At 71.7% G+C, this 24,025-nt stretch carries 21 protein-coding genes; 7 read left to right on the forward strand and 14 right to left on the reverse strand.

Annotation, left to right across the window (positions count from 1 at the left end):
• Positions 1-10 precede the first annotated feature (10 nt).
• Positions 11-967 (forward strand): hypothetical protein, encoded by a 957-nt coding sequence (locus tag KBX50_RS02625; protein ID WP_210934249.1) that lies wholly within the window; start codon positions 11-13, stop codon positions 965-967.
• A gap of 75 nt (positions 968-1,042) precedes the next feature.
• On the opposite strand, the gene KBX50_RS02630 is transcribed toward KBX50_RS02625, so the two are convergent.
• The 4 genes from KBX50_RS02630 to KBX50_RS02645 all read right to left on the reverse strand — a co-directional run bounded on the left by KBX50_RS02630 (position 1,043) and on the right by KBX50_RS02645 (position 5,628).
• Entirely contained in the window at positions 1,043-2,419 is a 1,377-nt protein-coding gene (locus KBX50_RS02630; RefSeq protein ID WP_210934251.1) for a GH1 family beta-glucosidase, read from the reverse strand.
• 35 nt (positions 2,420-2,454) lie between these two features.
• On the reverse strand, positions 2,455-3,294 hold the full coding sequence (locus tag KBX50_RS02635; RefSeq protein WP_210934253.1) for a carbohydrate ABC transporter permease: 840 nt from the start codon (positions 3,292-3,294) through the stop codon (positions 2,455-2,457).
• Positions 3,287-4,267: a carbohydrate ABC transporter permease gene (locus KBX50_RS02640; RefSeq protein ID WP_210934255.1), complete on the reverse strand. Its 981-nt coding sequence runs from the start codon at positions 4,265-4,267 to the stop codon at positions 3,287-3,289. The genes KBX50_RS02635 and KBX50_RS02640 overlap by 8 nt, the downstream gene beginning before the upstream one ends.
• A 65-nt stretch (positions 4,268-4,332) precedes the next feature.
• Positions 4,333-5,628 (reverse strand): sugar ABC transporter substrate-binding protein, encoded by a 1,296-nt coding sequence (locus tag KBX50_RS02645; RefSeq protein WP_210934257.1) that lies wholly within the window; start codon positions 5,626-5,628, stop codon positions 4,333-4,335.
• A 147-nt stretch (positions 5,629-5,775) separates the two neighbouring features.
• Here KBX50_RS02645 and KBX50_RS02650 point away from each other — a divergent pair, with 147 nt between their 5' ends.
• Both KBX50_RS02650 and KBX50_RS02655 read left to right on the forward strand, forming a co-directional pair.
• Positions 5,776-6,975 carry an ROK family transcriptional regulator gene (locus KBX50_RS02650; protein WP_210934259.1) on the forward strand — a complete coding sequence of 400 codons (1,200 nt, stop codon included), beginning with the start codon at positions 5,776-5,778 and terminating at the stop codon, positions 6,973-6,975.
• Between the two features lie 554 nt (positions 6,976-7,529).
• Entirely contained in the window at positions 7,530-9,755 is a 2,226-nt protein-coding gene (locus tag KBX50_RS02655; protein WP_210934260.1) for a discoidin domain-containing protein, read from the forward strand.
• Between the two features lie 43 nt (positions 9,756-9,798).
• On the opposite strand, the gene KBX50_RS02660 is transcribed toward KBX50_RS02655, so the two are convergent.
• Positions 9,799-10,695 (reverse strand): alpha/beta fold hydrolase, encoded by an 897-nt coding sequence (locus KBX50_RS02660; RefSeq protein WP_210934261.1) that lies wholly within the window; start codon positions 10,693-10,695, stop codon positions 9,799-9,801.
• Between the two features lie 146 nt (positions 10,696-10,841).
• Here KBX50_RS02660 and KBX50_RS02665 point away from each other — a divergent pair, with 146 nt between their 5' ends.
• Complete coding sequence (locus KBX50_RS02665; protein ID WP_210934262.1) at positions 10,842-14,186, forward strand: BTAD domain-containing putative transcriptional regulator; 3,345 nt, start codon at positions 10,842-10,844, stop codon at positions 14,184-14,186.
• Positions 14,187-14,192: 6 nt separating this feature from the next.
• Here KBX50_RS02665 and KBX50_RS02670 read toward each other — a convergent pair whose 3' ends face one another.
• The 7 genes from KBX50_RS02670 to KBX50_RS02700 form a co-directional block, all read right to left on the reverse strand.
• Positions 14,193-14,684, reverse strand: a complete 492-nt coding sequence (locus KBX50_RS02670; protein WP_210934263.1) for a molybdenum cofactor biosysynthesis protein — start codon at positions 14,682-14,684, stop codon at positions 14,193-14,195.
• 32 nt (positions 14,685-14,716) lie between these two features.
• Positions 14,717-15,454: an ABC transporter permease gene (locus tag KBX50_RS02675; protein ID WP_093407032.1), complete on the reverse strand. Its 738-nt coding sequence runs from the start codon at positions 15,452-15,454 to the stop codon at positions 14,717-14,719.
• Positions 15,455-15,464: 10 nt separating this feature from the next.
• Positions 15,465-16,364, reverse strand: coding sequence for an ABC transporter ATP-binding protein (locus KBX50_RS02680; RefSeq protein WP_210934264.1), 900 nt, complete (start codon positions 16,362-16,364; stop codon positions 15,465-15,467).
• Entirely contained in the window at positions 16,361-16,672 is a 312-nt protein-coding gene (locus tag KBX50_RS02685; RefSeq protein ID WP_210934265.1) for a transcriptional regulator, read from the reverse strand. Before KBX50_RS02685 ends, KBX50_RS02680 begins: the two co-directional genes overlap by 4 nt.
• The gene (locus KBX50_RS02690; protein WP_210934266.1) at positions 16,669-17,307 is read right to left on the reverse strand and encodes a transporter; all 639 of its coding nucleotides are present in this window, start codon (positions 17,305-17,307) and stop codon (positions 16,669-16,671) included. Before KBX50_RS02690 ends, KBX50_RS02685 begins: the two co-directional genes overlap by 4 nt.
• 115 nt (positions 17,308-17,422) lie before the next feature.
• Entirely contained in the window at positions 17,423-18,208 is a 786-nt protein-coding gene (locus KBX50_RS02695; RefSeq protein WP_210934267.1) for a cellulose binding domain-containing protein, read from the reverse strand.
• A 313-nt stretch (positions 18,209-18,521) separates the two neighbouring features.
• Positions 18,522-19,040 (reverse strand): DinB family protein, encoded by a 519-nt coding sequence (locus KBX50_RS02700; RefSeq protein ID WP_210934269.1) that lies wholly within the window; start codon positions 19,038-19,040, stop codon positions 18,522-18,524.
• A gap of 205 nt (positions 19,041-19,245) precedes the next feature.
• On the opposite strand from KBX50_RS02700, the gene KBX50_RS02705 reads away from it, so the two are divergent.
• Positions 19,246-20,589: a glycoside hydrolase family 18 protein gene (locus KBX50_RS02705; RefSeq protein WP_210934270.1), complete on the forward strand. Its 1,344-nt coding sequence runs from the start codon at positions 19,246-19,248 to the stop codon at positions 20,587-20,589.
• A 54-nt stretch (positions 20,590-20,643) separates the two neighbouring features.
• On the opposite strand, the gene KBX50_RS02710 is transcribed toward KBX50_RS02705, so the two are convergent.
• Entirely contained in the window at positions 20,644-21,288 is a 645-nt protein-coding gene (locus tag KBX50_RS02710) for a response regulator transcription factor (protein WP_210934271.1), read from the reverse strand.
• Positions 21,285-22,388, reverse strand: a complete 1,104-nt coding sequence (locus tag KBX50_RS02715; RefSeq protein ID WP_210934272.1) for a sensor histidine kinase — start codon at positions 22,386-22,388, stop codon at positions 21,285-21,287. The genes KBX50_RS02710 and KBX50_RS02715 overlap by 4 nt, the downstream gene beginning before the upstream one ends.
• Before the next feature lie 111 nt (positions 22,389-22,499).
• Here KBX50_RS02715 and KBX50_RS02720 point away from each other — a divergent pair, with 111 nt between their 5' ends.
• Entirely contained in the window at positions 22,500-23,240 is a 741-nt protein-coding gene (locus KBX50_RS02720; protein ID WP_210934273.1) for an ABC transporter ATP-binding protein, read from the forward strand.
• Complete coding sequence (locus KBX50_RS02725) at positions 23,237-24,004, forward strand: ABC transporter permease (RefSeq protein ID WP_210934274.1); 768 nt, start codon at positions 23,237-23,239, stop codon at positions 24,002-24,004. The genes KBX50_RS02720 and KBX50_RS02725 overlap by 4 nt, the downstream gene beginning before the upstream one ends.
• Positions 24,005-24,025 lie beyond the last annotated feature (21 nt).

The raw sequence follows: 24,025 nt of genomic DNA on the forward strand, positions 1-24,025 counted from the left end.
GAGGTCGGGAATGGTCGACGCAGATCAGCAACGCCGCAGCACCGTCGCGACGGTGCTGGCCAGGGCGCTGCCCGGGACCGCCGCAGACGTGCCGTTGGCGATGGCCCGCGAGATCCTCGACGTGCTGCCCGACCTGCGTCTGCTCGACGATGCCCGCGCCGCCCAGGCCACGCTGGAGCAGACAATCGAGCGGGTGCAGGCAGAACTCGACCGCAGCCCCTGGACCGTCGAGCTGCCGCCACCGGGGACCAGCCTCAGCGAGGCGTTGCGTGCGGAGGCCCGGCTGCTACGGCGGACCACCGCGACGAAGACCGGCACCTATGCCATCGGATTCACCGCCGGTTTCGACGCCTTCGTACGTGCCCTGGAGGCGCGCGCCACCACCGTCGGCCCGCAGCCGCGTCCCGGCGTCGCCACTGACAGCTCCGCACCCGTGGTGCCGGATGAGCGCCCCAACAGCGTACGGCTGGCCGTCTCGTCACGCGTCGCGGGGCTGCCGGCCGACCCCGCAGCCCGGGAGGAGTATCGGCGGATCCTGATCGGAAACGAACTCGTTCGCTACGGCCACGACACCGGGGTGAACTCCACCGAGATGGCGTCAGCCATCGCCAACCTCGTCCTGGCCGCGCTACCGGAGATCGACACGCTGCCGGAGGCACGTGACGCCCTTCAAGCCAGGGAGGAGGAACTGCTGGCTCTCTGGCACCGGCTGGCCGTGGCACAGGCGGAGTGCGGGCTCAACGCGGCCGAGACGCGCTGGCGCAACGCGCTGGCCAGGGAGTTGCGCCAGCAGGCCGACACGGTGACGCCGAACGCCGGGATGACCGACAGCTTCACCATCGGCTTCAGCCTCGCCAATCAGTCCCTGGCCCGCAAGCTACGCGCCCGCGCCGACGAGATCAGCGTCCTGCCCGTCCCGATCGACCCCTGGGCGCTGCCGAAGCGCGACGACGAGCCCGAATCCTGACCATCCGGCCGAAGCACGGTGCCCCGGGTGCCGCCCGGCGCGGCACCCGGGGCGTCCCGGGCCCCGTCGGCCCGCTTATCCGCGCACCGCGACGGTGTCGACCGTCGCGGTGCGCCGCTGGTGGGAGCGGATCAGCTCGGCGTAGCGGTGGCCGCTGGCCTTGACCGTCCGCCGTTGGGTGGCGTAGTCGACGTGCACCAGACCGAACCGTTTGTCGTAGCCGTACGCCCATTCGAAGTTGTCCAGCAGCGACCAGGCGAAGTAGCCGGCCAGCGGCGCACCCCGGCCGACCGCCGCAGCACAGGCGGCCAGGTGGCGTTCCAGGTGGTCGATGCGCTCGGTGTCGTCGACCGTGCCATCGGCGGTGACCACGTCCGGCCAGGCCGAGCCGCTCTCGGTGACCAGGATCCGGGCCGGGGCGTACTCCTGGCTCACCTCCACCAGGAGCCGTTCCAGGCCCTCGGGGTGCACCTCCCAGTCCATCGCGGTGTGCGCCGCCCCGAGCACCGGGACCTGCCGGGCGTACGGCGCCGGGCCGTCCGGGTCGTCGGCCGCCACCTGCCGGAAGTAGTAGTTGACGCCCAGGAAGTCAGCCGGCGCGGCGATCACCGCGAGGTCGTCGCCGCGTACCGGCGGCTCGACGCCGTAGGTCTCGACCATGTCGGCCGGGTAGCCGCGACCGTGCAGCGGGTCCAGCCACCAGCGGTTGACGTGCCCGTCCATCCGGTGGGCGGCGGCCACGTCAGCGGGACGGTCGCTGGCCGCGTCGATCGGGCTCAGGTTCAGCACCGGGCCGATCGACGCCGGCCGGTCGGCGTGGGCCCGGATCGCGGCGGTGGCCAGGCCGTGCCCGAGCAGCACGTGGTGGGCGGCGGACACGGCACGGCCCAGATCCCGCTCGCCGGGCGCCATCCGCCCTTCCAGGTGACCGATCCAGGCGACGCAGAGCGGCTCGTTGACGGTGCACCAGTCGCTCACCCGGTCCCCGAGACGGGCCGCGACCACCGCGGCGTAATCGGCGAACGCCTCGGCGGTCTCCCGGCGCGGCCAGCCACCCCGGTCCTGCAACGCCTGCGGCAGATCCCAGTGGTAGAGGGTGACGTGGGGCCGGATACCGGCGGCCAGCAGCCCGTCGGTCAGGCGGTCGTAGAAGTCCAGACCGGCGGCGTTCACCCGGCCGACCCCGTCGGGGCGGACCCGGGGCCAGGCCACCGAGAAACGGTACGCCCCGACGCCGAGGCCCCGCATCAGCGCCACATCCTGCGGCCACCGGTGGTAGTGGTCGCAGGCAACCTCCCCGGTGTCGCCGTTGTCGATCGCGCCCGGCCGCTTGCAGAAGGTGTCCCAGATGGAGGGCGTACGGCCATCGACGGCGGCGGCGCCCTCGATCTGATAGGCCGAGGTGGCGACACCCCAGAGGAAGTCGGGCGGCAGCGTGGACAGGTCCGGCACGGGCGGTTTCTCCTCGGTTCTGGTGATGGACGGGCTCACTTGACCGCCCCGGCGGTGAGGCCGGCGACGAAGTAACGCTGCAACGCCAGGAACCCGGCGACCACCGGAACGCTCACCACCAGCGAGGCCGCCATCACCTGGTTCCAGTAGACGTTGAACTGGGTGGAGTAGCCCTGGAGACCGACGGCGAGGGTGCGACTGTCCTCGTTGGTCAGCACCGAGGCGAACAGCACCTCGCCCCAGGCGGTCATGAAGGCGTACACGGTCACCGCGACCACACCGGGCACCGCGGCCGGCAGTACCACCTGGAACAGGGTGCGCAGCGGGCCGGCACCGTCGACCTGGGCAGCCTCGTCCAGCCCACGCGGGATCGAGTCGAAGTAGCCGACCAGCATCCAGATCGAGAATGGCAACGAAAAGGTCAGGTAGGTGATGATCAGGCCGGTACGGCTGGCGTAGAGCGCGATGCCGGTGGCGTTGCCGAGGTTGACGTAGATCAGGAACAGCGGCAGCAGGAACAGGATGCCGGGGAACATCTGGGTCGACAGCACGGTCACCGAGAAGACCTGCCGGCCCCGGAACCGGTAACGGCTGACCGCGTACGCGGCGAAGATCGCCACGCTGACCGAGAAGATGGCGGCGACGCTGGCCACCAGCAGGCTGTTGAGCAGGTAGCGGCCGAGCGGGACCGTCGACCACATGTCCACGAACGCCTGCACCGTGGGACGCCGGGGCCACCAGGTGAAGGCGCCCTGCACATCTTGCAACGGTTTGAGCGCCGAGCTGACCATCACGTAGAGCGGGACGAGGACGAAGCCGGCGAGCAGGGTCAGCACGATCCGGCGCGACCAGCGTTCGGCGGCGGTCTCACGCATCGTTCCTCCGTCGGTTGGTCAGCAGCAGGTATCCGGCGGTGACCAGGAGCAGGAACAGCAGCAGCACCACCGACATGGCCGAGCCGGTGCCGAAGTCCCAGGTCTGGAACGAGCTGCGGTAGATGTGCAGCGAGATGAGGTCGGCCTCGGCCGGGGCGGAGCCACCGAAGAGGACGTACGGGGTGTTGAAGTCGTTGAAGGTCCAGAGAAAGAGCACCAGCAGCAGGACCAGGTTCACCGGGCGCAGCATCGGCAGGGTCACCGAGCGCAGCCGCCGCCAGAACCCCGCGCCGTCCATCGCGGCCGCCTCGTACAGCTCGTCCGGGATGTTCTGCAGACCGGCCATCACGCAGAGGAAGGCGAACGGCCAGGTCCGCCAGATCGAGACGATCAGCAGCGCCACGAAGCTGTTGTCGCCGATCAGCCAGAACGGCGGCTCGTCGACCAGGCCCAGCTGGTCGACCAGGACGTGGTTGACCAGGCCCGTGTCGCGCTGGAAGAGGAAGGTCCAGGTGATCACCGCGGTGTAGACCGGCAGGGCGTACGGGGTGAGGAAGAGGGCCCGTAGCACGGCCCGGCCCCGGAACGGTCGTTGCAGCAGCACGGCGGCGGTGGTGCCGAGCATCCAGGACAGGCCCACGGACAGCACCGTGTAGAGCACGGTGACCCGGAACGAGCGGAGCAACTCGGCTCCGGCGGCGGAGTTGAGGTCGAACACCACCCGGTAGTTGTCCAGCCCGACGAAGGGCGCCCCGGACCAGTCGCGGATGTGGAACTGGGTCAGCTCCAGCAGGCTCATCCACGCACCGACGAGCATCGGGACGACGTGGATCGCCAGCTCCAGCACAACGGCCGGGGCGAGCAGCAGGTACGGCAGCAGGGACCGGCGGGGCCGGCGGCGGGCTGCGGGTCGGGACGGCCGGCCGGTGCCTGCGACGCGGTCGGCGGCGGGTGGCGAGGTGGTCGTGGTCATCGAGGTCCCTTCGCGGGCTGACCGTGGGAGGGTCGGCGGCACCTCCCACGGTCAGCGGTCCGTGGTCAGCGCATCTGCTGCTGGGCCCGGGTCAGCTTCTCCCGGACGCTGTCCTCGGTGACCGGCCTGCCGCTGGCCGCGTCGGCGAAGAGTTCCTTGATGGCGGTGCCGACGAGCGTCTCGAAGGTGCTCTCCTCGGGCACCTGCGGCAGCGGCGCCGCGGTGGTGGCCAGGGTCTGCGCGAGGACCTTCTGCTCGTCGGCGGCGAAGGCCGGGTCGGCCGCGACGGTGCCGACCGCCGGCAGTGAGCCGTACGTCTTGTTCAACGTGACCTGCTCGGTGTCGCTGGTCATGAACTTGACGAACTCCAACGCCCCGTCGAGGTTCTTGGTGTGCTTGAACACCGCGATGTTGATCCCGGCGACCATGCTGTTGACCTGCTTGCCGCCGGCCGGCGGGCTGGCCAGGAACGGCACCGGGGCCACCCCGTAGGCGTCGGCCGCCATGTTCTGTGACTTGAGGTTCGCGCCGGCGGCCTGCCAGAGCAGCATCGCGGCCTTGCCGTTGGCGAAGTCGGAGACGGACTGGTTCTGCGCGTACTCGGCGTTGCTCGGGTTGACGATCTTGTCGACGGCCATCAGGTCGACGTAGCGCTTGACGGCAGCGACGTTCTGCGGGGTGTCGAAGGTCGGCGTGCCGGCGGCGTCGAACCACTCTCCGCCGTACTGCTGGGCGAAGGTGAAGGCGTGGTGGGCGTTCTCCGACGGGTTGGCCCCCTCCACGGCGAGGCCCCATTTGCCGTCGCCGGTGAGCTTCCGGCCGACCTCGGCCACCTCCTCCCAGGTGGTCGGCGGGGCGGTGATGCCGGCGTCGGCGAAGGACTGCTTGTTGTAGTAGAGCGCGTAGGCGAGGCTGTAGAGCGGTACGGCGGCCGGCGGCTTGTCGGGCGCTCCGGCGGCGGCGAGGGCGGCGGGGACGAAGCGGTCCTTGCCGCCGACCTTGTCGAGGGTGGCGTCGTCGAACTCGACGAGCGCGCCGGTGGCCTGCAGCGAAGCCGACCAGGTGTTGCCGATGTTCACCACGTCCGGGCCCTGCCCGGTGGTGGCGGCGGCCAGCAGTCGGTTGAGCAGGTCGGACCAGGGCACGACCTCGACGTTGACCTTGATGCCGGTCTGCTGTTCGAACTTGTCCAGCTCGGGCTGGAGGATCTCCTTGTCGGCCTCCAGACTGGCGCCCTGGTTGCTGGCCCAGTACGTGAGGGTCTTGCCGCCATCGCCCGGCTCGCCGCCGGAACCGCAGGCGGTCAGCGACGCGGCGGCCAGGACGGTCGCGGTGAGCATCGCAAGGTGTCGTCTCGACACGGTCTGCCCCTTCGGTCTCAGGGTCGTGGTGGTGGAGGGAGTTACATCACGGCTTAATTAATGTCGTCATTAAAATGGTTCGGCGGAGGGTCGTCAAGCACGGGGTCGTACAGTCGCCCGGGGGCGGCCGACAGGATGAGGTGACACGTGGAGCTGGCGCGGGCGACGAATCGCAGCGTCCGGTTGCGCAACCGGTCGGCCCTGCTGTCCCGGATCTTCCTCGACGGACCACTGACCCGGCAGGATCTCGTCCGGGGCACCGGGCTCAGCCAGCCGGCGGTCAGCAACGTGGTCGGCGACCTGATCGACGAGGGCCTGGTGATGGAGGCCGGTGCCGCCGAGTCCGACGGCGGCCGGCCGAGCATGATGCTGCGGGTGGCACCGCGCCACGCCGTCGTGGTCGGCGTCGACGTGGGCGAGACCCGGGTACGCGTCGAACTGTTCGACCTCACGATGACCGTGCTGGGCAGCGTCGAGTACCCGCTGGAGCACAACGGCACCGAGCCGGTGACGGTGGCCGGTCACGTGCTGGCCGGCATCGACCGGGTGCTGGCCGACTCCGGGGTCGCCCGGTCCGAGGTGCTGGGCGTCGGCATCGGCGTCTCCGGGGTGGTCGAACAGGGCGCCCACGCGGTCGTGGACGCGCAGACCCTGGGCTGGCACCGGGTGCCGCTGGAACGGCTGATCGCCGAGGGCACCGATCTGCCCCTGCACCTCGACAACGGGGCCAAGACCCTCGGCCAGGCCGAGATGTGGTTCGGCGCGGGGCGGGGTGCCCGCCATGCCGTGTTCGCCCTGGTCGGCTCCGGCGTGGGCGCGGCCGTGGTGACCAACGGCGTCACCTATCGGGGCGCGTCCAGCAGCGCCGGCGAGTGGGGTCACACCACCCTGGTGTACGGCGGGCGGTCGTGCCGCTGCGGCGCTCGGGGCTGCCTGGAGGCGTACGTCGGGGCCGAGGCGGTCATCGACCGCTACCGGGAGGCCCGGCGCGGCCGACCGGTGCCCGGCGATGACGAGGAGTCCCAGCTCGGCGCGCTGGTGGCGGCGGCGGAGAAGTCGGAGACCGCGCGGCGGGTACTCGACGAGACCGCCGACTACCTGGGTGCCGGTGTGGCCAACCTGATCAACCTGTTCAACCCGGAGCGGGTGGTGCTGGGCGGCTGGGCCGCGATGGCGCTGGGCGGGCTGCTGCCCGCCATCCGCGCGGCCGCCGGCCGCCAGGCTCTCCGCGCGCCGTACGCGCAGGCCACCATCGAACTGGGCCGGCTCGGCGTCGACGCGGTCGCGCTCGGCGCCGCCACCCTCCCGATCGCCCGCCTGCTCGCCAACGGCGGCATCCGCCGCTGACGGCGACACCCACCGCCACAGGCCCCGGGAACCCGGCAGGATCCGCCCGTCACCGCCTCGGCCGGCCGTCATACGACGACCGGGCAGCCCTCCGCCGTGCGCATTGTTCCCACCGGGATCCCGGCGGCCGCGTCCGCCGACCGTAACCCTCGGCGACATCACGTCCGACCAGCAACCTACCCACCGCACGCTTTGCTCTGCTTCAACCGACGCAACGGTCACGATCCGTGTCGACACGCGGGCGAACGGCGCATCACCTCCCATGCGTCACCGCTGCTCAATGGCTAGTGCGTGGGTTGAAGCAGAGCAAAGCGGGGTGAGTGCGGTTCGGGAGGGCGGCGGGGAGTTACACGCTGAGTGAGGTTCACCCAGGGTCATCAATAGGGTGAATGCAGGTCGATGTCTTGACGGCGGCGCAACGTCGCCGCAACACTCTTCGGCAAGCGCGCTCCCCCACAGCGGTGCCAACCCGGCGGCATCGTGCGGCAGCGTCAGCCCGTCCCGAATCCCCGTCGCGCCCGTCGTCAGCAGCCCCTCGACCGACAGGCGACGTCATGACACCACCCGTTTCCCTCGTACCATCCACGCCAGGCCGCAGACCGCCCACCCGCAGCCTGCTCGCCGGACTGGCGGTGGCTCTGGTGGCCGCGCTGGTTCCGACCGTCGGCGCGTCCCCTGCCCAGGCCGCACCGGTTCTGCTCTCCCAGGGCCGGCCGGCCACCGCCTCCTCCACCGAAGGTGGCGCCTTCCCCGCCTCGGCGGCCGTCGACGGTTCCACCGGCACCCGCTGGTCCAGCGCCTTCAGCGACCCCCAGTGGCTCCGGGTCGACCTCGGCAGCCGCGCCACCATCACCGGCGTCACCCTGACCTGGGAGGCCGCGTACGCCCGCGCCTTCCAGATCCAGACCTCCGACGACGGCGCCGCCTGGACCACCATCCACAGCACCACAAACGGCGGCGGCGGCACCCAGACGCTGACCGTCACCGGCAGCGGCCGCTACGTCCGGATGTACGGCACCCAGCGGGCCACCGGCTACGGTTACTCGCTCTGGGAGTTCCAGGTCTACGGCGAGACCGGCGGTGGCGGACCCGGCGAACCGGTCGAACCGACCGACCCACGGAACCCCAACTTCGGCCCGAACACGTACGTGTTCGATCCCGCCACCCCCACCGCCACCATCCAGAGCCGGCTGAACACCATCTTCAGCCAGCAGGAGACCAACCAGTTCGGCCCGCAGCGGTACGCCGTGCTGTTCAAGCCGGGCACCTACACCGCCGACGTCAACCTCGGCTTCTTCACCCAGGTCGCCGGGCTCGGCATGTCCCCCGACGACGTCAACCTCAACGGACACGTCCGCGCCGAGGCGGCCTGGTTCGGCGGCAACGCCACGCAGAACTTCTGGCGGGCCGCGGAGAACCTGTCGGTGACCCTGCCCGCCGGGGTGGTCGTCGAACGGTGGGCGGTCTCGCAGGCCGCGCCGTACCGGCGGATGCACCTGCGCGGCGGCCAGAACCAGATCCAGCTCTGGGACGGATACACCGGCTGGGCCAGCGGCGGGCTGATGGCCGACACCCGCATCGACGGGCTGGTGGTCTCCGGCTCGCAGCAGCAGTGGTACTCGCGCAACAGCGAATTCGGCAACGGCTGGACCGGCTCGGTGTGGAACATGGTCTTCCAGGGGGTGGCCGGCGCGCCGGCCCCGAACTTCCCGAACCCGTCGCACACGGTCATCCCCACGACCCCGCTGATCCGGGAGAAGCCCTTCCTCTACGTCGACGGCACCGGGGAGTACCGCGTCTTCGTGCCGGCGCTGCGCGCCAACTCCTCCGGCACCAGCTGGTACAACAAGACCCCGGCCGGCTCGTCCATCTCGCTGGCCGACTTCTTCATCGTCCGGCCGGGCACCTCGGCGGCGACCATCAACAACGCCCTGGCCCAGGGCCGGCACCTGCTGTTCACCCCGGGCGTGCACCGGGTCACCGAACCCATCCAGGTCAACCGGGCCAACACCGTCGTCCTCGGCCTCGGGCTGGCCACCATCCAGGCTGACAACGGCACCGTAGCGATGCGGGTCGCCGACGTCGACGGGGTCAAGGTCGCCGGCATCATGTTCGAGGCCGGCGCCGTCAGTTCCCCGGTGCTGATGGAGGTGGGCCCGACCGGCTCCTCGGCCAGCCACGCCGCCAATCCCACCTCGCTGCACGACGTCTTCTTCCGCATCGGCGGGCCGGGCGTCGGCCGTGCCGCCACCAGCCTGGTGGTCAACAGCGACAACGTCATCGGCGACCACATGTGGCTGTGGCGGGCCGACCACGGCGACGGCGTCGGCTGGACGGTGAACACCGCCGACACCGGGCTGATCGTCAACGGCGACGACGTCACCATGTACGGCCTCTTCGTCGAGCACTACCAGAAGTACCAGACCATCTGGAACGGCAACGGCGGGCGGACGTACTTCTACCAGAACGAACTGCCGTACGACCCACCCAACCAGGCGGCCTGGATGAACGGCTCGACCCGGGGCTACGCCGCGTACAAGGTGGCCGACTCGGTGACCAGTCACCAGGCGTGGGGGCTGGGTAGTTACGCCTACTTCAACGTCGACCCGTCGGTGGTCGCCGAACGCTCGTTCGAGGTGCCGAACAACCCGAACGTGCGGTTCACCAACATGGTGACCGTGTCCCTCGGCGGCGTCGGCACGATCAACCGGATGATCAACAGTGTCGGCAACACGGTCAACGCCAGCAACCAGGTGTCGTACCTGACCGCCTATCCGTAGGCCGGTGGCGGCCCGGCCGGTGACCCCGGCCGGGCCCGCGCCGTCACGCCGGCCGGACCGGTTCCCGGGACAGCAGCGCACGCAGCGCCCGGACCACGTCGGCCGGGGCCTCCTCGGCCATGAAGTGGCCGCAGGTGACCGTCTCGTGCACCAGGTCCGGCGCCCAGCCACGCCACAACCCGGCGGCGTCATACCCCAGAGCCGCACTCCAGTCCTGCTGAAGCACGGTCACCGGCATCCGCAGCCGGTTACCCGCCGCCCGATCGGCGCGGTCGTGGACGACGTCGATGCCCGCGGTGGCCCGGTAGTCGGCGACGATCGAGTCCACCGACGCGCGGGACGCCGCAAGGTACGCCGCGCGTACGTCGGCGGGAATGGCTCCGGGGTCCCGGGTCCAGACGTCCAGAAAGTGGCCGAAGAAGGCGTCGGCGCTCGCCGCGATCATCTGTTCGGGCAGGCCGGGTGGCTGCGCCATCAGGTACAGGTGGAAGCCGACCGCCGCGTCCACGCCGTGCAGCACGTCCCACATGTCGAGGGTCGGCAGCACGTCGAGAATGGCGAGACGGGTGATGCGGTCCGGGTGGTCGAGGCCGGCGCGGATGGCCACGAGGGCTCCCCGGTCGTGACCGGCCAACGCGAACCGGTCGTGACCGAGCGCCTCGGCGAGCGCGACCACGTCGGCGGCCATGGTTCGTTTGGCGTACGCGGTGCCGTCCGGATCGGCGGGCTTGTCGCTGGCGCCGTAGCCGCGCAGGTCCGGCACGATCACCGTGTGGTCGGCGGCCAGGTCGGCGGCGACGTGCCGCCACATCAGGTGGGTCTGCGGGAAGCCGTGCAACAGCACGATCGGGCTGCCGGAGCCGCCGACGGCGGCGTGCAGTTCCACCCCGTCGGCGACGGGAACGCGCTGCTGGTCGAAGCCGCTGATGCGCGGGGTCATTCCAGGTCCTCCGGATCACGTGGGTGTCGATCGGCGGTTGCCGGTCGTCGACACCGAGGTTCGCCGGGCCGGATCAGCATCGGATGAGTGCCCGATGAGTGCCGGTGGACCGCCGCCATGATCGGCACTCGCCCTAGAGTGGTCACATGACCAGGCAGGACACGGTTCCGGCGGTGTCCTTCGGGGTGCTCGGTGCGGTAACCGCGTGGGCCGGTGGTCTACCGGTCGGGCTGAAGGGTCCCCGGCACCGCGCCGTGCTCGCCCGATTGCTGATCGCCCGGGGCCGGGTGGTCCCCGTCGACCAACTCCTCGCCGATCTCTGGCACCCGTCGTCGGAAGGGTCGATCGCGGCGATCCGTACCTTCGTGGCCGATCTGCGACGGGCCCTGGAGCCGGAGCGGCCGGCCCGCCGACCGGCCCGGTTGCTGATCACCACACCCCCGGGGTACGCGCTGCGCGCCCCCGCCGACACCGTCGACGCCTGGCGGTTCGAGGCGGCGGTGGTGGAATCCGGACGGCTGCTCGACCAGGGCCACCCCGAGGCGGCGCTGACCGGCCTGGACGGGGCGTTCGCCCTGTGGCGAGGGCCCGCCTACGCCGGGTACGACGGGGAGGGATGGGCCCGTGGGGAGATCAACCGCCTCGACGACCTGCGGTTGCTCGGTAGCCAGCGGCGAGCCGAGGCGCTGATGGCGCTCGGGCGCGACGTCGAGGCCGCCACCGTGCTGCGGGACGACGCCGAGGCCCACCCGCTGCGCGAGGACATCTGGCGGCTGTGGATCGTCGCGCTGTACCGCTCCGGCCGGCAGGGGGAGGCCCTCGCCGCGCTGCGCCGGGTCCGCGCGTCCCTGGTCGACGAACTCGGCATCGACCCTGGGCCCCGGCTGCGTCAGCTCGAAGGCGACATCCTCCGGCAGGCGCCGCACCTCGCCCCGACCACGCCCACCCCACCGACGCCGGTGCCGACGCCGGTGCCGGCTTCCTCTCCCGGGGTGCCGGCCGGGACCGACGGCACGACCCCGGAACGTCCCGACGTGCCGCCGGGGCGGCGTCCCTTCGTCGGCCGCGAACCGGAACTGGACCGCCTCGTACGAGTCGCCGCCGAAACGGCCCGGGACGGTGTGCCGGCTGTCGCCCTGATCTCCGGTGACGCGGGCGCCGGCAAGACCGCCCTGCTCGACGCGCTCACCCGCCGCCTGTCGGCCGATGGCTGGGTGACCGCCTGGGGCCGCGTCCCCGAGTACGACGGTGCGCCGACCGCCTGGCCCTGGACGCAGATCAACCAGGCGCTGACGGAGCGGGTCCGGCCGGCACAGCAGGCCACGCCGGCACCGCCGGCCGTCGCCGGACCGGTGCCCGGCGACGGCGGTGAACGGAACCTCGAGACGCTGCGGTTCCACCTGCGGCGCGAGGCGATCTCGCTGGTCGACACGGCAGCCCGGAAGGCCCCGGTGCTACTGGTCCTCGACGACCTGCACCGCGCCGACGAGGGCACCCTGGACCTGCTCACCGGCCTTTTCGCCGAGCCCGCACCGGCCAGCGGCCCCGTCATGATCGTCGCCGCGTACCGCACGTCGCAGGTCGGTGCCGGGCTGACGGCGACGCTGGCCCGGCTCGCACCCCGCGAACCGGCCCGGGTCTACCTCACCGGCCTGCCCGAGGTGGCGACCGCCGAGCTGACCCGGGCGGTCGTCGGGTTCGACGTCGACGCCACCACCCTCAGGTCGATCCACCACCGCAGCGGCGGCAACCCCTTCTTCGTCCGCGAGCTGGCCCGGTTGCTCGCCGCCGAGGGTCCGCAGGCGCTCGCCCGGGTACCCGCCGGGGTGCGGGACGTCATCCGGCACCGCCTCACGCAGCTGCCGGAAGCCACCCGCACCCTGCTGCGGCAGGCGGCGGTCGTCGGCCGCGACGTCGACCCGGAGGTGCTGTCGGCGTTGACCGGCGAGCCGGAACCGGTTGTCCTCGACGCTCTCGACCAGGCCGAACAGGCCGGTTTCCTCGGCGCGCACGGTACGGCCGGGCAGTTGCGCTTCACCCACATCCTGGTCCGCGACACCCTCTACGACGACCTGCCGGCGGCCCGCCGCGCCCGATGGCACGCCGCCACCGGCGAGGCTCTGGAACGGCTGCACCCGCACCAGACCGCCGCCCTCGCCCACCATTTCACCGCCGCCGGCAACCAGGCCACCGCCGGCCGTGCGGCCCGCTACGCGCGGTCGGCCGCCGAACAGGCCGAGGCGCGGGCCGCCCCGCACGACGCGGTCCGGCTCTGGGAACAGGCGGTCACCGCGTACGACCGGGCCACCGACGGCGACGCGCGCGGCCGGTTGGCGGCGCAGATGGGTCTGGGACGGGCCCTCGCGGTCACCGGGCGGCTGGCGCAGGCCCGCCGGCACCGGGCCGCCGCGATCACCACCGCGCAGCGACTCGACGACCCCGAGCTGCTGGCGGACGTGCTCACCGCCTTCGACGTACCGGCGATCTGGACCCGCAACGACGACGAGCCGCTGTCCCGGCAGGTCGCGCTGGCCGTCGAGACGGCACTGGCGGGCCTGCCTCCGGACGACCGCACGCGCCGAGGTCACCTGCTGGCCACCCTGGCGCTGGAGTTGCGCGGCAGCACCGGTGATCGCGGCTCCCGGGCCGCCCGCGAGGCGGAGGACATCGCCCGACGGACCGGCGACGTGCCGTTGCTCGCGTTGGCGCTCAACGCCCGCTATCTGCACACCTTCCACCGGGCCGGCCTGGCGCCGGAGCGGGCCCGGCTCGGCGTGGAGCTGGCGGAGGTGGCCCGCTCGCGGAATCTGGTGACCTTCGAGGTGCTCGGTCACCTCATTGCCATGCAGGCGTACTGCGCGGTCGGCGACCTGGCCACGGCCGACGCCCGCGCCACGGCCGCCGACCACCTCGCCCGTCGCTACGAGCTGCCCCTGGTCGGTCTCTTCACCCGGTGGTACGCGGCCCTGCGGCTGGCCATCGAGGGGCGGCCCGCCGAGGCGGAGGCCGCCTACCGGGAAGCGGATCACGCCCTGCCCGCGGACGAACTGCCCGGCATGGCGCGGGGGCTGGCCCCGCTGGCGCTGTTCTGCCTACGTCTCACCACCGGCGGCGAACCGACACCGGGCGAGACGGTCCGCTGGCGGGACGAGGACTGGGGCCCGTACGAACCCTGGGTCCGTCCGCTGCTGCTGCTCGCCGCCGGTCATCGCACCGAGGCCGCCGAGGCCCTGGAGGCCGTGCCGGACTCGCCGCACGACCTGCTGCGCGAGGCCCGCGGCTGCCTCGTCGCCCGGGCCGCCCTCGCGCTCGGCGACCGGTCCCGCATCCGCGCCACGTACGCCGACCTGCTGCCCGCCGACGGCGAGCTGGCCGGTGCCGGCAGCGGTGTGCTCACCCTCGGCCCGGTCGCCCGTCACCTCGGTGACCTCGCCGCCGCGCTCGGCGACCACGACCGCGCGCAGGTCCACTACTCGTCCGCCCGCGGGTGAGTGGGCTCACCTCCGCCGCGCCGGGTCGTCCTCGATCGTCACGTCGACCGGGCCGACCCGGAGGATGCCGTCGGTCAACGGAGTGCAGCGGAGGCCTCCCCTGCCACGCAGGCCACGCCACGCGCCGGGGCCGATGGTCACGTCCATCCAGGCGCAGGGGTGCGCCGCCCGGTTCGCCCGCAGCCGCACCGGACCCTGGCCCGAGTCGAGCACCAGCACCGAGCCGACCAGGTCGTCCACGGAGATGCCCCGGGTCAGGATGTTGCGCCGTACCTGAGCCAGGCCGGTCCCGGCCGGCAGGGATTCGGCCGCGATGATGGTGACGCTCGCCTGCCGGTGCGCGGCCTTGCCGAAGTACCGGTCCCCCACGATGCCCAGCTCGGCCCGGACCTGGATCTCGTCCACCAGCTCACCGGCCGCCGCCGGCGCCGGCCCATCGGCCGGCCGGCCCACGAACCGGTGCACGGGCGAGGCCAGCAACTGGACGATCTCCGGCATGCCCCGACCCTATGCCGGACGCGGTGACCGGGTCAGGAGAAGCGGCGTCCCTCGTCGCGCCGGTACGCCCAGCCGGCGAGTGCCGCCAGCCCGACGATCCACACCCCCAGCATGACCATCGAGAGCGGTTCGGGCCGGAAGTCGCCCACCGCCGTCCACATCAGCTCGACCGCGCCCCGCGTCGGCAGGAACGGTGCGATCGCCTCGATGAACGCGGGTGCCTGCCCGGGTGCGGTGAGCAGACCACCGCCCACGGCCAGCGGGAAGAACACCAGTTGGGCGACCACGATCGCCGCCTTGCTCGGCAGGGCGTACCCGATGGCCAGCCCCATCAGCGTGAACGGCACCGACACCAACGCGACGGCGACGGCGGCCAGCGCGAACCCCGCTGCGGTGGTTCGCGCCTCCGTGAGCAGCGCCGCGATGAGCACCACCGGCAGCAGCGACAGGTAGGTCAGGGTCAGGCCGGCCAGCACCCGCCCGGCGAACCGGGGCGCCGGCCCGACCGGCAGGGTCCGCAGGTACGGATCCCACGGCTGGGCCCGATCCTCGGCGACCCCGACGCCGTACTGGAAGACGTTCGCGCTGAGCACCGCGAAGGTGACCATGGCGGCGGTGGCGTAGGTGGCCCCGACCGGGTTGTCACCGACGGCGGGCACCACGAAGAAGAGCATCGCGACGGCTGGAAAGAAGGCGCTGCCGAACACCGCGACCGGAGTCCGGACGAGTTCCAGCAGTTGATAGCGGGCGTGGGCCAGGGCGTACTGCACGGCGGTCTCCTCAGGCGGTGGTCGGCACGCCGGCGTCCGCCGGCCGGCTCTCGGCGGTGATGGTGAGGAACGCCTCTTCCAGCGAGGTGGGTCGGACCTCCAGGTCGCGGAAGGCCACACCGGCGGTGACCAGATCGCGGACCAGTTGGTCGGCGTCGGCGGTGAGCAGGTGGATCCGCTCCCGGTCCCGTTCCACCCGGACCACGTTCGGCAGGGTCGGCAGGTCGTCGGCGGTCAGGCTGACCCGGCGCAGACCGACCACGGCGCGGATCGCGCCGACGCTGTCGTCGGCGAGCACCCGGCCCTGCCCGATGACCACCACCCGCTGCGCCAGCGCCTCGATCTCCTCCAGGTAGTGGCTGGTGAGCAGGACCGTACCGCCGTCGGCGTGGAAGGCGCGGATCGCGTCCCACAGCGCGTGCCGGGCCTCCACGTCGAGGCCGGTGGTCGGCTCGTCGAGCAGGACCAGCCGGGGCCGACCGACAAAGGCCAGCGCCACCGCCAGCCGTCGCCGCTGTCCCCCGGACAGACCACCGGTCTGTCGTCGGGCCAGGTCACCCAGACCGAACCGGCCGAGCAGCTCGGCCCGTGGGACCGGGTCGGGAAAGTGCGCGCCGACGAAGTCGACCACCTCACCGACGCGGAGCGAGCCGGGCAGCCCGGTCTCCTGTGGAGTGACCCCGACCCACCGGCGGCACGCGGGGTCGCGGGGATCGCCACCGAACAGCAGCACCCGGCCGCCGGTGGGGCGACGCAGCCCGACGAGCAGGTTGAGCAGGGTGCTCTTGCCGGCGCCGTTCGGCCCGAGGAGGCCGACCAGTTCGCCGGCCGGCACGTCCAGGTCGACCCGGTCGAGGGCCAGGACGTCACCGTAGCGTCGGGTGGCCTGCTCGGCCCTTGCGAGAATCATGACGTCTCCTTGGCGTCGGCGGATGCGAGCAGCGCCCGGATCGCCTCCGTGTACTCCTCGAAGGCCAGGCGACCGCGACGGGTGAGAGCGATCAGGGTGACCGGGGTACGACCCCGGTGGGTCTTGGTGACGGCGACGTAGTCGGCTTCCTCCAGCCGCCGCAGGTGCACCGAGAGGTTCCCTGCGGTCATCCCGAGAATCTCCTGGAGGCGAGGAAAGGCCACCTGGTCGGATTCGGGCAGGGCGGACAGGGAGGCGACCACCCGCAACCGGGCCTGAGCGTGGATGACCGGGTCGAGTTCGGTCATCGCCGACCTCGGCGACGCAGCCAACCGAGCAGTCCGGCGAGCAGCATCCCGCCGCCGCCGGCGACCGCGACGATCAGGGCGTGCCAGCCGGGGCCGGTGACGGTGCCCAGCAGGTTCACCACGGTGATCCAGACACCGAGCAGGAACAGCGGTCGGTCCAACCAGATCGCGCCGCCGGCCATGTGCAGGATGCCGGTCAGCCCCACCGCGAGGGCCGACCAGAGCAGGCCGACCAGGTCCGGCGGAAGGCTGTCGGACAGCCGGCCGGCGAGCACGAAGAGGGTCAGAAAGCCCAGCCCCCAGGACCAGCCGTACCAGGCGCCGCGCCGAGCGGATTCCCCGGTCACCTGCCCGTACGCCCGCGCGCCGGCCACCGTGCTGACGGCACCGGCGGCGGCCAGCAGGACGAACAACGTGGTCAGTGGCAGCCAGGAGGGCATCTCGACCAGGGGCGCATCCCCCGGCGAGTAGTAGAGAAAGTGCAGCCCGAAGCCGATCAGCCAGGCCAGCCCCCAGGGCCAGTAGTAGGCACGCGGGTCCGGCTCGAACTGACGGGCGGCGGTCGCCCGCTGCTCGTCGATCAGTCGCAGGGCGGCGGCCGGGTCCTCGGGTGGCAGGTCATCGTTGGCGATCACGCAAACTACTTTAAGATGCAAAGTCAAGCGTGCCGGCGGCGGCCCTGCCCGGGGACCCGTTGCCCCCGTCGGTCTGCGGACCGGCCAGCGGTCCGCAGACCAACGTGATCGCTCGTCAGCTTCCGCAGGTCAACGTGATCCCCTCCGGCACCGTGCTGGCCGAGGCGAGTAGCCCGAACGTGGTGGTGCCGCCCGGCGCGACGGTGCCGTTGTACGGCGCGTTGCGGACTGTGACGTCGGCGGCCGAGTTGTCGGGCACGCCGCCCCAGACCGACTGGATCTGCTCGTCACCGGACCACCGCCACCGGACGAGCCAACCGTCGAGCGATTCGCTGCCGGTGTTGCGTACGGTGACCGTGGCGACGAAGCCACTGCCCCAACGGGCGTCGATCGTGGCGGTCGCGCCGCAGGGGGACAACGGCTCCGTCCGCGCCGGACCACCGATCACATACGGATCACGCCGGGCCTCGACGTCGCTGAACCGGAACCAGTACTCGGTGTCCGGGGTCAGCCCGTCGAGCGTCACCTGCCCGTTGCGTTCCAACCCGGTGATTGCCTCGGCTACCGGATTCTGCCATTTCGCCGCGTCGTCACGGCTGGTGAAGAGCAGGACGGTCATGGGCAGGTCGTAGCCGCAGGGTGGGCCACTGAACATCAGCGAGTAGCTGATGGTGACGGAGGTGGCGGTGACCCCGGTGACCATGCCACTGATCGGCAGTGCCGGCGGGCACGCCACCGTCGGGGTCGGGGTCGGGGTCAGGCTCGGGGTCGGACTCGGACTCGGGGTCCACAAGGGCACCGGGGTCGGGGCGGTCGGGGTGTCGGCGGCACCGGCCGCCGTGACTCCGGCGACTGCGGCCAGGGTCACGGCGGTCAGCACCACGCCGAGCGTACGTAGCATCCGTTACCTCCAAGGGACGGTGACCGGTGGGTCGGCTGTGTCAGCCGACGACCGGTAGGTTGTCGGGCACCGGCCAACGGACCGCTGACGGCGTCGACAGCAGACGTCACGGTGGCGGTACGCGCACAAGAGGGCCGCCCGGACGCGTGGCATCCACGGCGCGCCCACGCCCGTCGAGCGACCGCATCGGCTCCCGGACGCGGTCGATGAGCCCGAGTCTCCCAGTCGACGTCCCTCGATACAACCGCCGCCGTCCGACGGTCCGGACACCCGAGCCTGCTTTGTCGCATCAGGTCCGGGCCCGCGCGGCAGGTCAACCCATCGACTTGGCGCCGTCGATGGCCTCGCGGATGATGTCGGCGTGCCCGGCGTGCTGGGATGTCTCCGCGATGATGTGCAGCAGCACCCGGCGGGCCGACCAGCGGGCGCCCGGCTCGAACCAGGGCGCTTCCGGCAACGGCTGACCGGCATCGAGGTCGGGCAGGGTGGCGACGATTTCGTCGGTGCGACGCGCCGCCTCGTCGTAGGCCGCCAGGATGCCGGCCAGGGTCTCCCCCGGGAGCATCTGGAACGACTGCGCATGACGCTCGTAGGCACCCGGGTCGTCGGCGCTGCCCATCGCCGCCGGACCATTGACGATGAAGTCGACCCAGTCGCGCTCGCAGTGCGTGACGTGCTTGATCAAGCCGCCCACACACAGCTCGCTCACGGTGCTGCGCTCGGCGGCCTGCTGGTCGGTCAGCTCCCGAGCGGTGTTGCGCAGGAAGAAGCGGTGCTGGCGCAGTGCCTGGAGCAGGTCGACGCGCTCGGCTGGCAGCTCGGTCTCGATCATGGTCGGCCCTTCGTCGGCGGTCAACCGGATGCTATTGGCCGCCCCCGACAGTCCCCTCCGACAGCGCTCGGCACATCCGGTCCAACTCAGCTCCACCGGCGGCGGTAAGCCTTCGGTGGCCCTTGACCGCAGACCGTGACCGGCTTAGCTTCATCGATCAGGAAGGTCTCTTAACTGATTTCGCCCACCCCGCCTGGGAGTGCCGATGCGATCACCCCGTTTCCGCCGCCTCACCGCCCTCGTCGCCCTGACCACTCTGCTCGTCACCGCCGCACCACCAACCGCCGCCAGCGCCGGCGGCAAGCCGAGCCGCAGCGACGGCTACCACCGGGTCGGCTACTTCACCCAGTGGGGCATCTACGGCCGGGCGTTCCCGGTGAAGAAGCTCGACACCTCCGGCGCGGCGAGCCGCCTCACCCACGTCAACTACGCCTTCGGCAACGTCAGCGAGGACGGTAGGTGCTATGTGGACGGCGGTCCGGGTGAGGGTGACGCCTGGGCGGACTACCAGCGTCCCGTCCCGGCGGAGGAGAGCGTCGACGGAGTCGCCGACGCCTGGGGCGAACCACTCAACGGCAACTTCGGCCAGTTGGCCAAGCTGAAGGCCAAGCACCCCGACCTAAAGGTGATGATCTCCCTGGGTGGGTGGAGCTGGTCCACGTACTTCTCCAACGCCGCCCGTACCGACGCCTCCCGCCGGGCCTTCGTCTCCTCCTGCATCGACCTCTACCTCAAGGGCAACCTGCCGATCCTGGACGGCGGCAGCGGCGGTCCCGGCGCCGCCGCGGGCGTGTTCGACGGCATCGACCTGGACTGGGAGTGGCCGAACTGGCCTGGCGAACCCGGCAACGTCATCCGCCCCGAGGACCGGGAGAACTTCACCAAACTGCTCGCCGAGTTCCGTCGGCAGCTCGACGCGTACGGCCGGCAGACGCGGCGGCACCACCCACTGACCGCCTTCCTCCCGGCCAACCCGGCCACCATGGACGCCGGCTACGAGGGACGCAAGATCTTCAAGTACCTCGACTTCGCCACCGTGCAGGGCTACGACTTCCACGGCACCTGGGAGGCGGTGACAAACCAGCAGTCGGCGCTGCGCGTACCCAAGGGTGCGCCGGACGACCCGGACTTCTCGGTCGAGGTGGCGATCGACGGCTGGATCGCCCGAGGGGCACCCCGGCACAAGCTGGTCCTCGGCATTCCCTACTACGGCCAGGGGTGGACCGGCGTCACCGGCGGTGGCAACGGGTTGTTCCAGCCGGCCACCGGGCCCGCGCCGGCCACCCATGCCGCCGGCTTCGAGGACTACAAACAGCTCAAGAACCTGGCCCGGGACGGCTTCACCGTCCACCGCGACCTGCGCGCCGGGCATGCCTGGCTGTTCGACGGCACGACCTTTTGGACGTACGACGATCCGGTGGTGGTGCTGCAGAAGACGCTCTACATCCGCCGGGCCGGCCTGGGCGGGGCGATGATCTGGTCGCTCGACGGCGACGACGACCAGGCCACCCTGACCAGGACGATCAGCCTGGGACTCACCACCCGATAGCCGTGCCGTTCCCCGGCCGCCGTCCCGCACCGGCGGCGGCCGGGCGGCAGGCACTCATCCGAGGATTCCCTCGTGCAGCGCGCGGAGCACCGCGTTCGTGCGGTCCCGCGCGCCGAGCTTGGTCAGGATCGTGGAGACGTGGTTCTTGACCGTCCCCTCGGCGAGAAACAACCCGTCGGCGATCTCCCGGTTGCTGTAGCCGTGCGCCACGAGCCGCAACACCTCCTGCTCGCGTTCGGTGAGGTTCTGCACCGGCGGTGCCTGCGGTCCGGCCGGGGACGGCCCGGAGCGGATCGCCCGCAGCATCCGGTTGGTGATCGACGGGGCGATGAGCGTGCCGCCGTCGGCGAGCGTCCGGATGGCCCGGGTGAGCTGGTCCAACGTGACGTCCTTCAGCAGATAGCCCCGGGCACCCGCGCGCAACGCCGCGAGCACGAGTTCGTCGTCGTCGAACGTGGTCAGCACCAGCACCGGGATGTCGACGCCGTCCGCGCGCAGCCGTTCCAGCGCCCAGATGCCGTCGAAGCGGGGCATCCGCAGGTCGAGCAGGATCACGTCGGGGGCGGTACGCGCGATGACCGGGAGCGCGGCCCGGCCGTCGTCGGCCTCGCCGACCACGTCGATCCCGGCCACCTCCAGCAGCCCGCGGATGCCCTGCCGGATCAGGGTCTGGTCGTCGACCACCACCACCCGGGTCATCGCGCCGGCACCCGCGCGGTCACCCGGAACCCGTCGCCGCCGTCGACCGACAGCTCACCGCCGAGCGCGGCGAACCGTTCGCCCAGGCCACGCAGCCCGTTGCCGAGCGTCGGTTCCGGTGCTCCCCGGCCGTCGTCGCGGGCGTCCAGCACGGTCTCCCGTTCGTCGCCGGTCACCGAGATCCGCAGGGTACGCGCGTCGGCGTGCCGGATGGTGTTGGTGACGATCTCCTGAGCGGCCCGGACGAACGCCGCGCTGTCGTCCTCGTCGACGCGTACCGCCGGGGACACCTCGATGGTCACGTCGAGACCGGGCAGGTCCTGCGTCACCCGACGCAACGCCTGCTCAAGATCGGGACTTTCGGTACGCAGCCGCCCGACCGTGGCCCGCACGTCGCCGAGCAGCTCCCGGGCGACCTGATCGGCCCGTTCAAGGTGGGTACGCACGGCTGGCCCCTCCAGGTGACGGGCGGTCTCCAGCTCCAGCGTCAGCACGGTCAGCTGATGGCCGATCAGATCGTGCAGTTCGCGGGAGATGCGCAGCCGCTCCGCCGTGGCAGCCGAGTCCGAGAGCAGGACGCTGGCGGCCTGCAACTCGACATGCGCCTCGGCCAACTCGCGGCGCATCCGCTGCTCCCGCAGCAGGGTGACCGAGCTGAGCAGCGTCGCCACCTGGATGAGCAGGTAGAAGATCAGAAGCATGACGCCGTCGGCCGGCGCCCGCGTCATCGACGCCGCACCGAAGGTGATCACCAGTGTGTTGGCGACCACGACCGCCAGACCCACCGGCAGCGGCACCACGTACACGCTCACGGCTGCGGTGAGGACCAGCAGCACCGGCAACAGCCCCAGGGTGGACGCGGTCAGCAGCAGGGCCCAGGCGGCGACGACGGTCGCGGCGAACGCCGCGAACCGCACCAGCCGGGACACGCGGGTGGCCACCGAGACGAGCAGGGCGACCAGGTAGCAGCCGAACAGCGCGATCCACCAGCCGCGCGCGATCGTGGTCCCGATGGCGCCGAAGAGGCCGGGACCGGCGACGGCGACCGCCACCACGAGCATCGCGAGGCCGGACCACTCGTCTGTCCCGACCCGTCGCATGTTCCTCACTCTAGGTCGGGCCGTGACGAGCCCACCTGTGCCGGAAGTAATGCCGGCAGGTGATGACTTTCGGGACACGACACCGGCCGGGCGCGTTCGTAGCGTCGAGACATGCACAGCACCGGACCGGCGATCCTCGCCGAGCACCTCGCCAAGAGCTACCGCAGTACGCGGGCGGTCGTCGATGTGAGTCTGCGGGTCGAGGTCGGTGAGGCGGTCGGTGTGGTCGGCGCCAACGGCGCGGGCAAGACGACGACCGTCGAGATGATCGCCGGGTTACGCGTACCCGAACAGGGGCGGGTACGCGTACTCGGCCTCGATCCGCGCCGGGACCGCGCGCGGCTGCGACAGGTTCTCGGCGTGCAGTTGCAGCAGGCCCAGCTGCACCACGCGCTCCGGGTCACCGAACTGGTGAACCTCTACCGCAGCTTCTACCCCGATCCCCGGTCCACCGAGGAGCTGCTGGATCTCGTCGCGCTGACCGAGCAGCGCCGGACCAGCTTCGACAAGCTCTCCGGCGGGCAACAGCAGCGGCTCTCCATCGCTCTCGCCATCGCCGGGCGACCCCGCGTGGTGATCCTCGACGAACTGACCACCGGGCTGGACCCGACGGCACGACGCCGAATGTGGGGCACCGTCGAGCGACTCAGATCCGAAGGGGTAAGCGTGCTGCTGGTCAGTCACAGCATGGAGGAGGTCGAGCGGCTCTGCGACCGGGTCGTGGTGCTCGACGCCGGCCGGGTCGTCGCGCACGACACCCCGGCGGGCCTGATCGCACGCGCCGGGGCCACCACCCTCGACGACGCGTTCGTCGCGCTCACCGGCCGGCCGTTGGCGGAGGAGACTGAATGACCACGCTCGTCGAGGCTCGTCGACCCGGACTGCGCTCGCTGGTCACCCTGATCGGGTGCGAGGCGAAGATGGTCGTCCGGGACACGGCGGGGCTGGTGGTCCCCCTCTGCCTGCCATTGCTGATCATGTTGACCAGTGCCTCCTCCGCGAGCCGGACGGTCGTCGCGAACGGGCGCACCGCGTTGGACCTCTACGTCCTGCCACTCGTGTTCACCATGGTCGTCGCGATCATCGGCATCATCAACATGCCGAGCTTCCTCGCCTACTACCGTCGCTCCGGGATCCTCCGCCGGCTCGGGGTAACCCCCGCGTCGCCGGCCATGGTCCTCGCCGCCCAGGCCGTCGTCAGCGTTCTTCAGGCGCTCGTCGGCATCGCGGCCGCTCTGGTGGTGGCGTTCCTGGTCTTCGGCGCCGACCCGCCCGCCAGCCTCGGCACCGCGGTCGGGGTGGTCGGGCTGGCGATGGCGGCGATGTACGGCACCGGCATGATCGTCGCGGCGGTCGCGCCCACCCCCAACTCCGCCGTCGCCATCGGCCTGGTCGCCTTCTTCGTCCTCGGCGCCCTCGGCGGCATGTTCGGTGGACGGGAGTCCCTGCCCGAGATGCTCGCCGAGATCGGTGGTTGGCTGCCGTTCGGCGCTGCCGCCGAGGCCCTGTCGTCGGCCTGGGCCGGCGCCGCGGTACCGGCGGCGAACCTGATCGGCCTGGGTGCGACGGTCGGCGTCGGAGCCGTGGTCGCGGGTCTGCTGTTCCGGTGGGAGTGAGCCGTCACTCCCACCGGGACA

The organism is Micromonospora sp. C51, from assembly GCF_018070435.1.
Taxonomy (GTDB): domain Bacteria; phylum Actinomycetota; class Actinomycetes; order Mycobacteriales; family Micromonosporaceae; genus Micromonospora; species Micromonospora sediminimaris.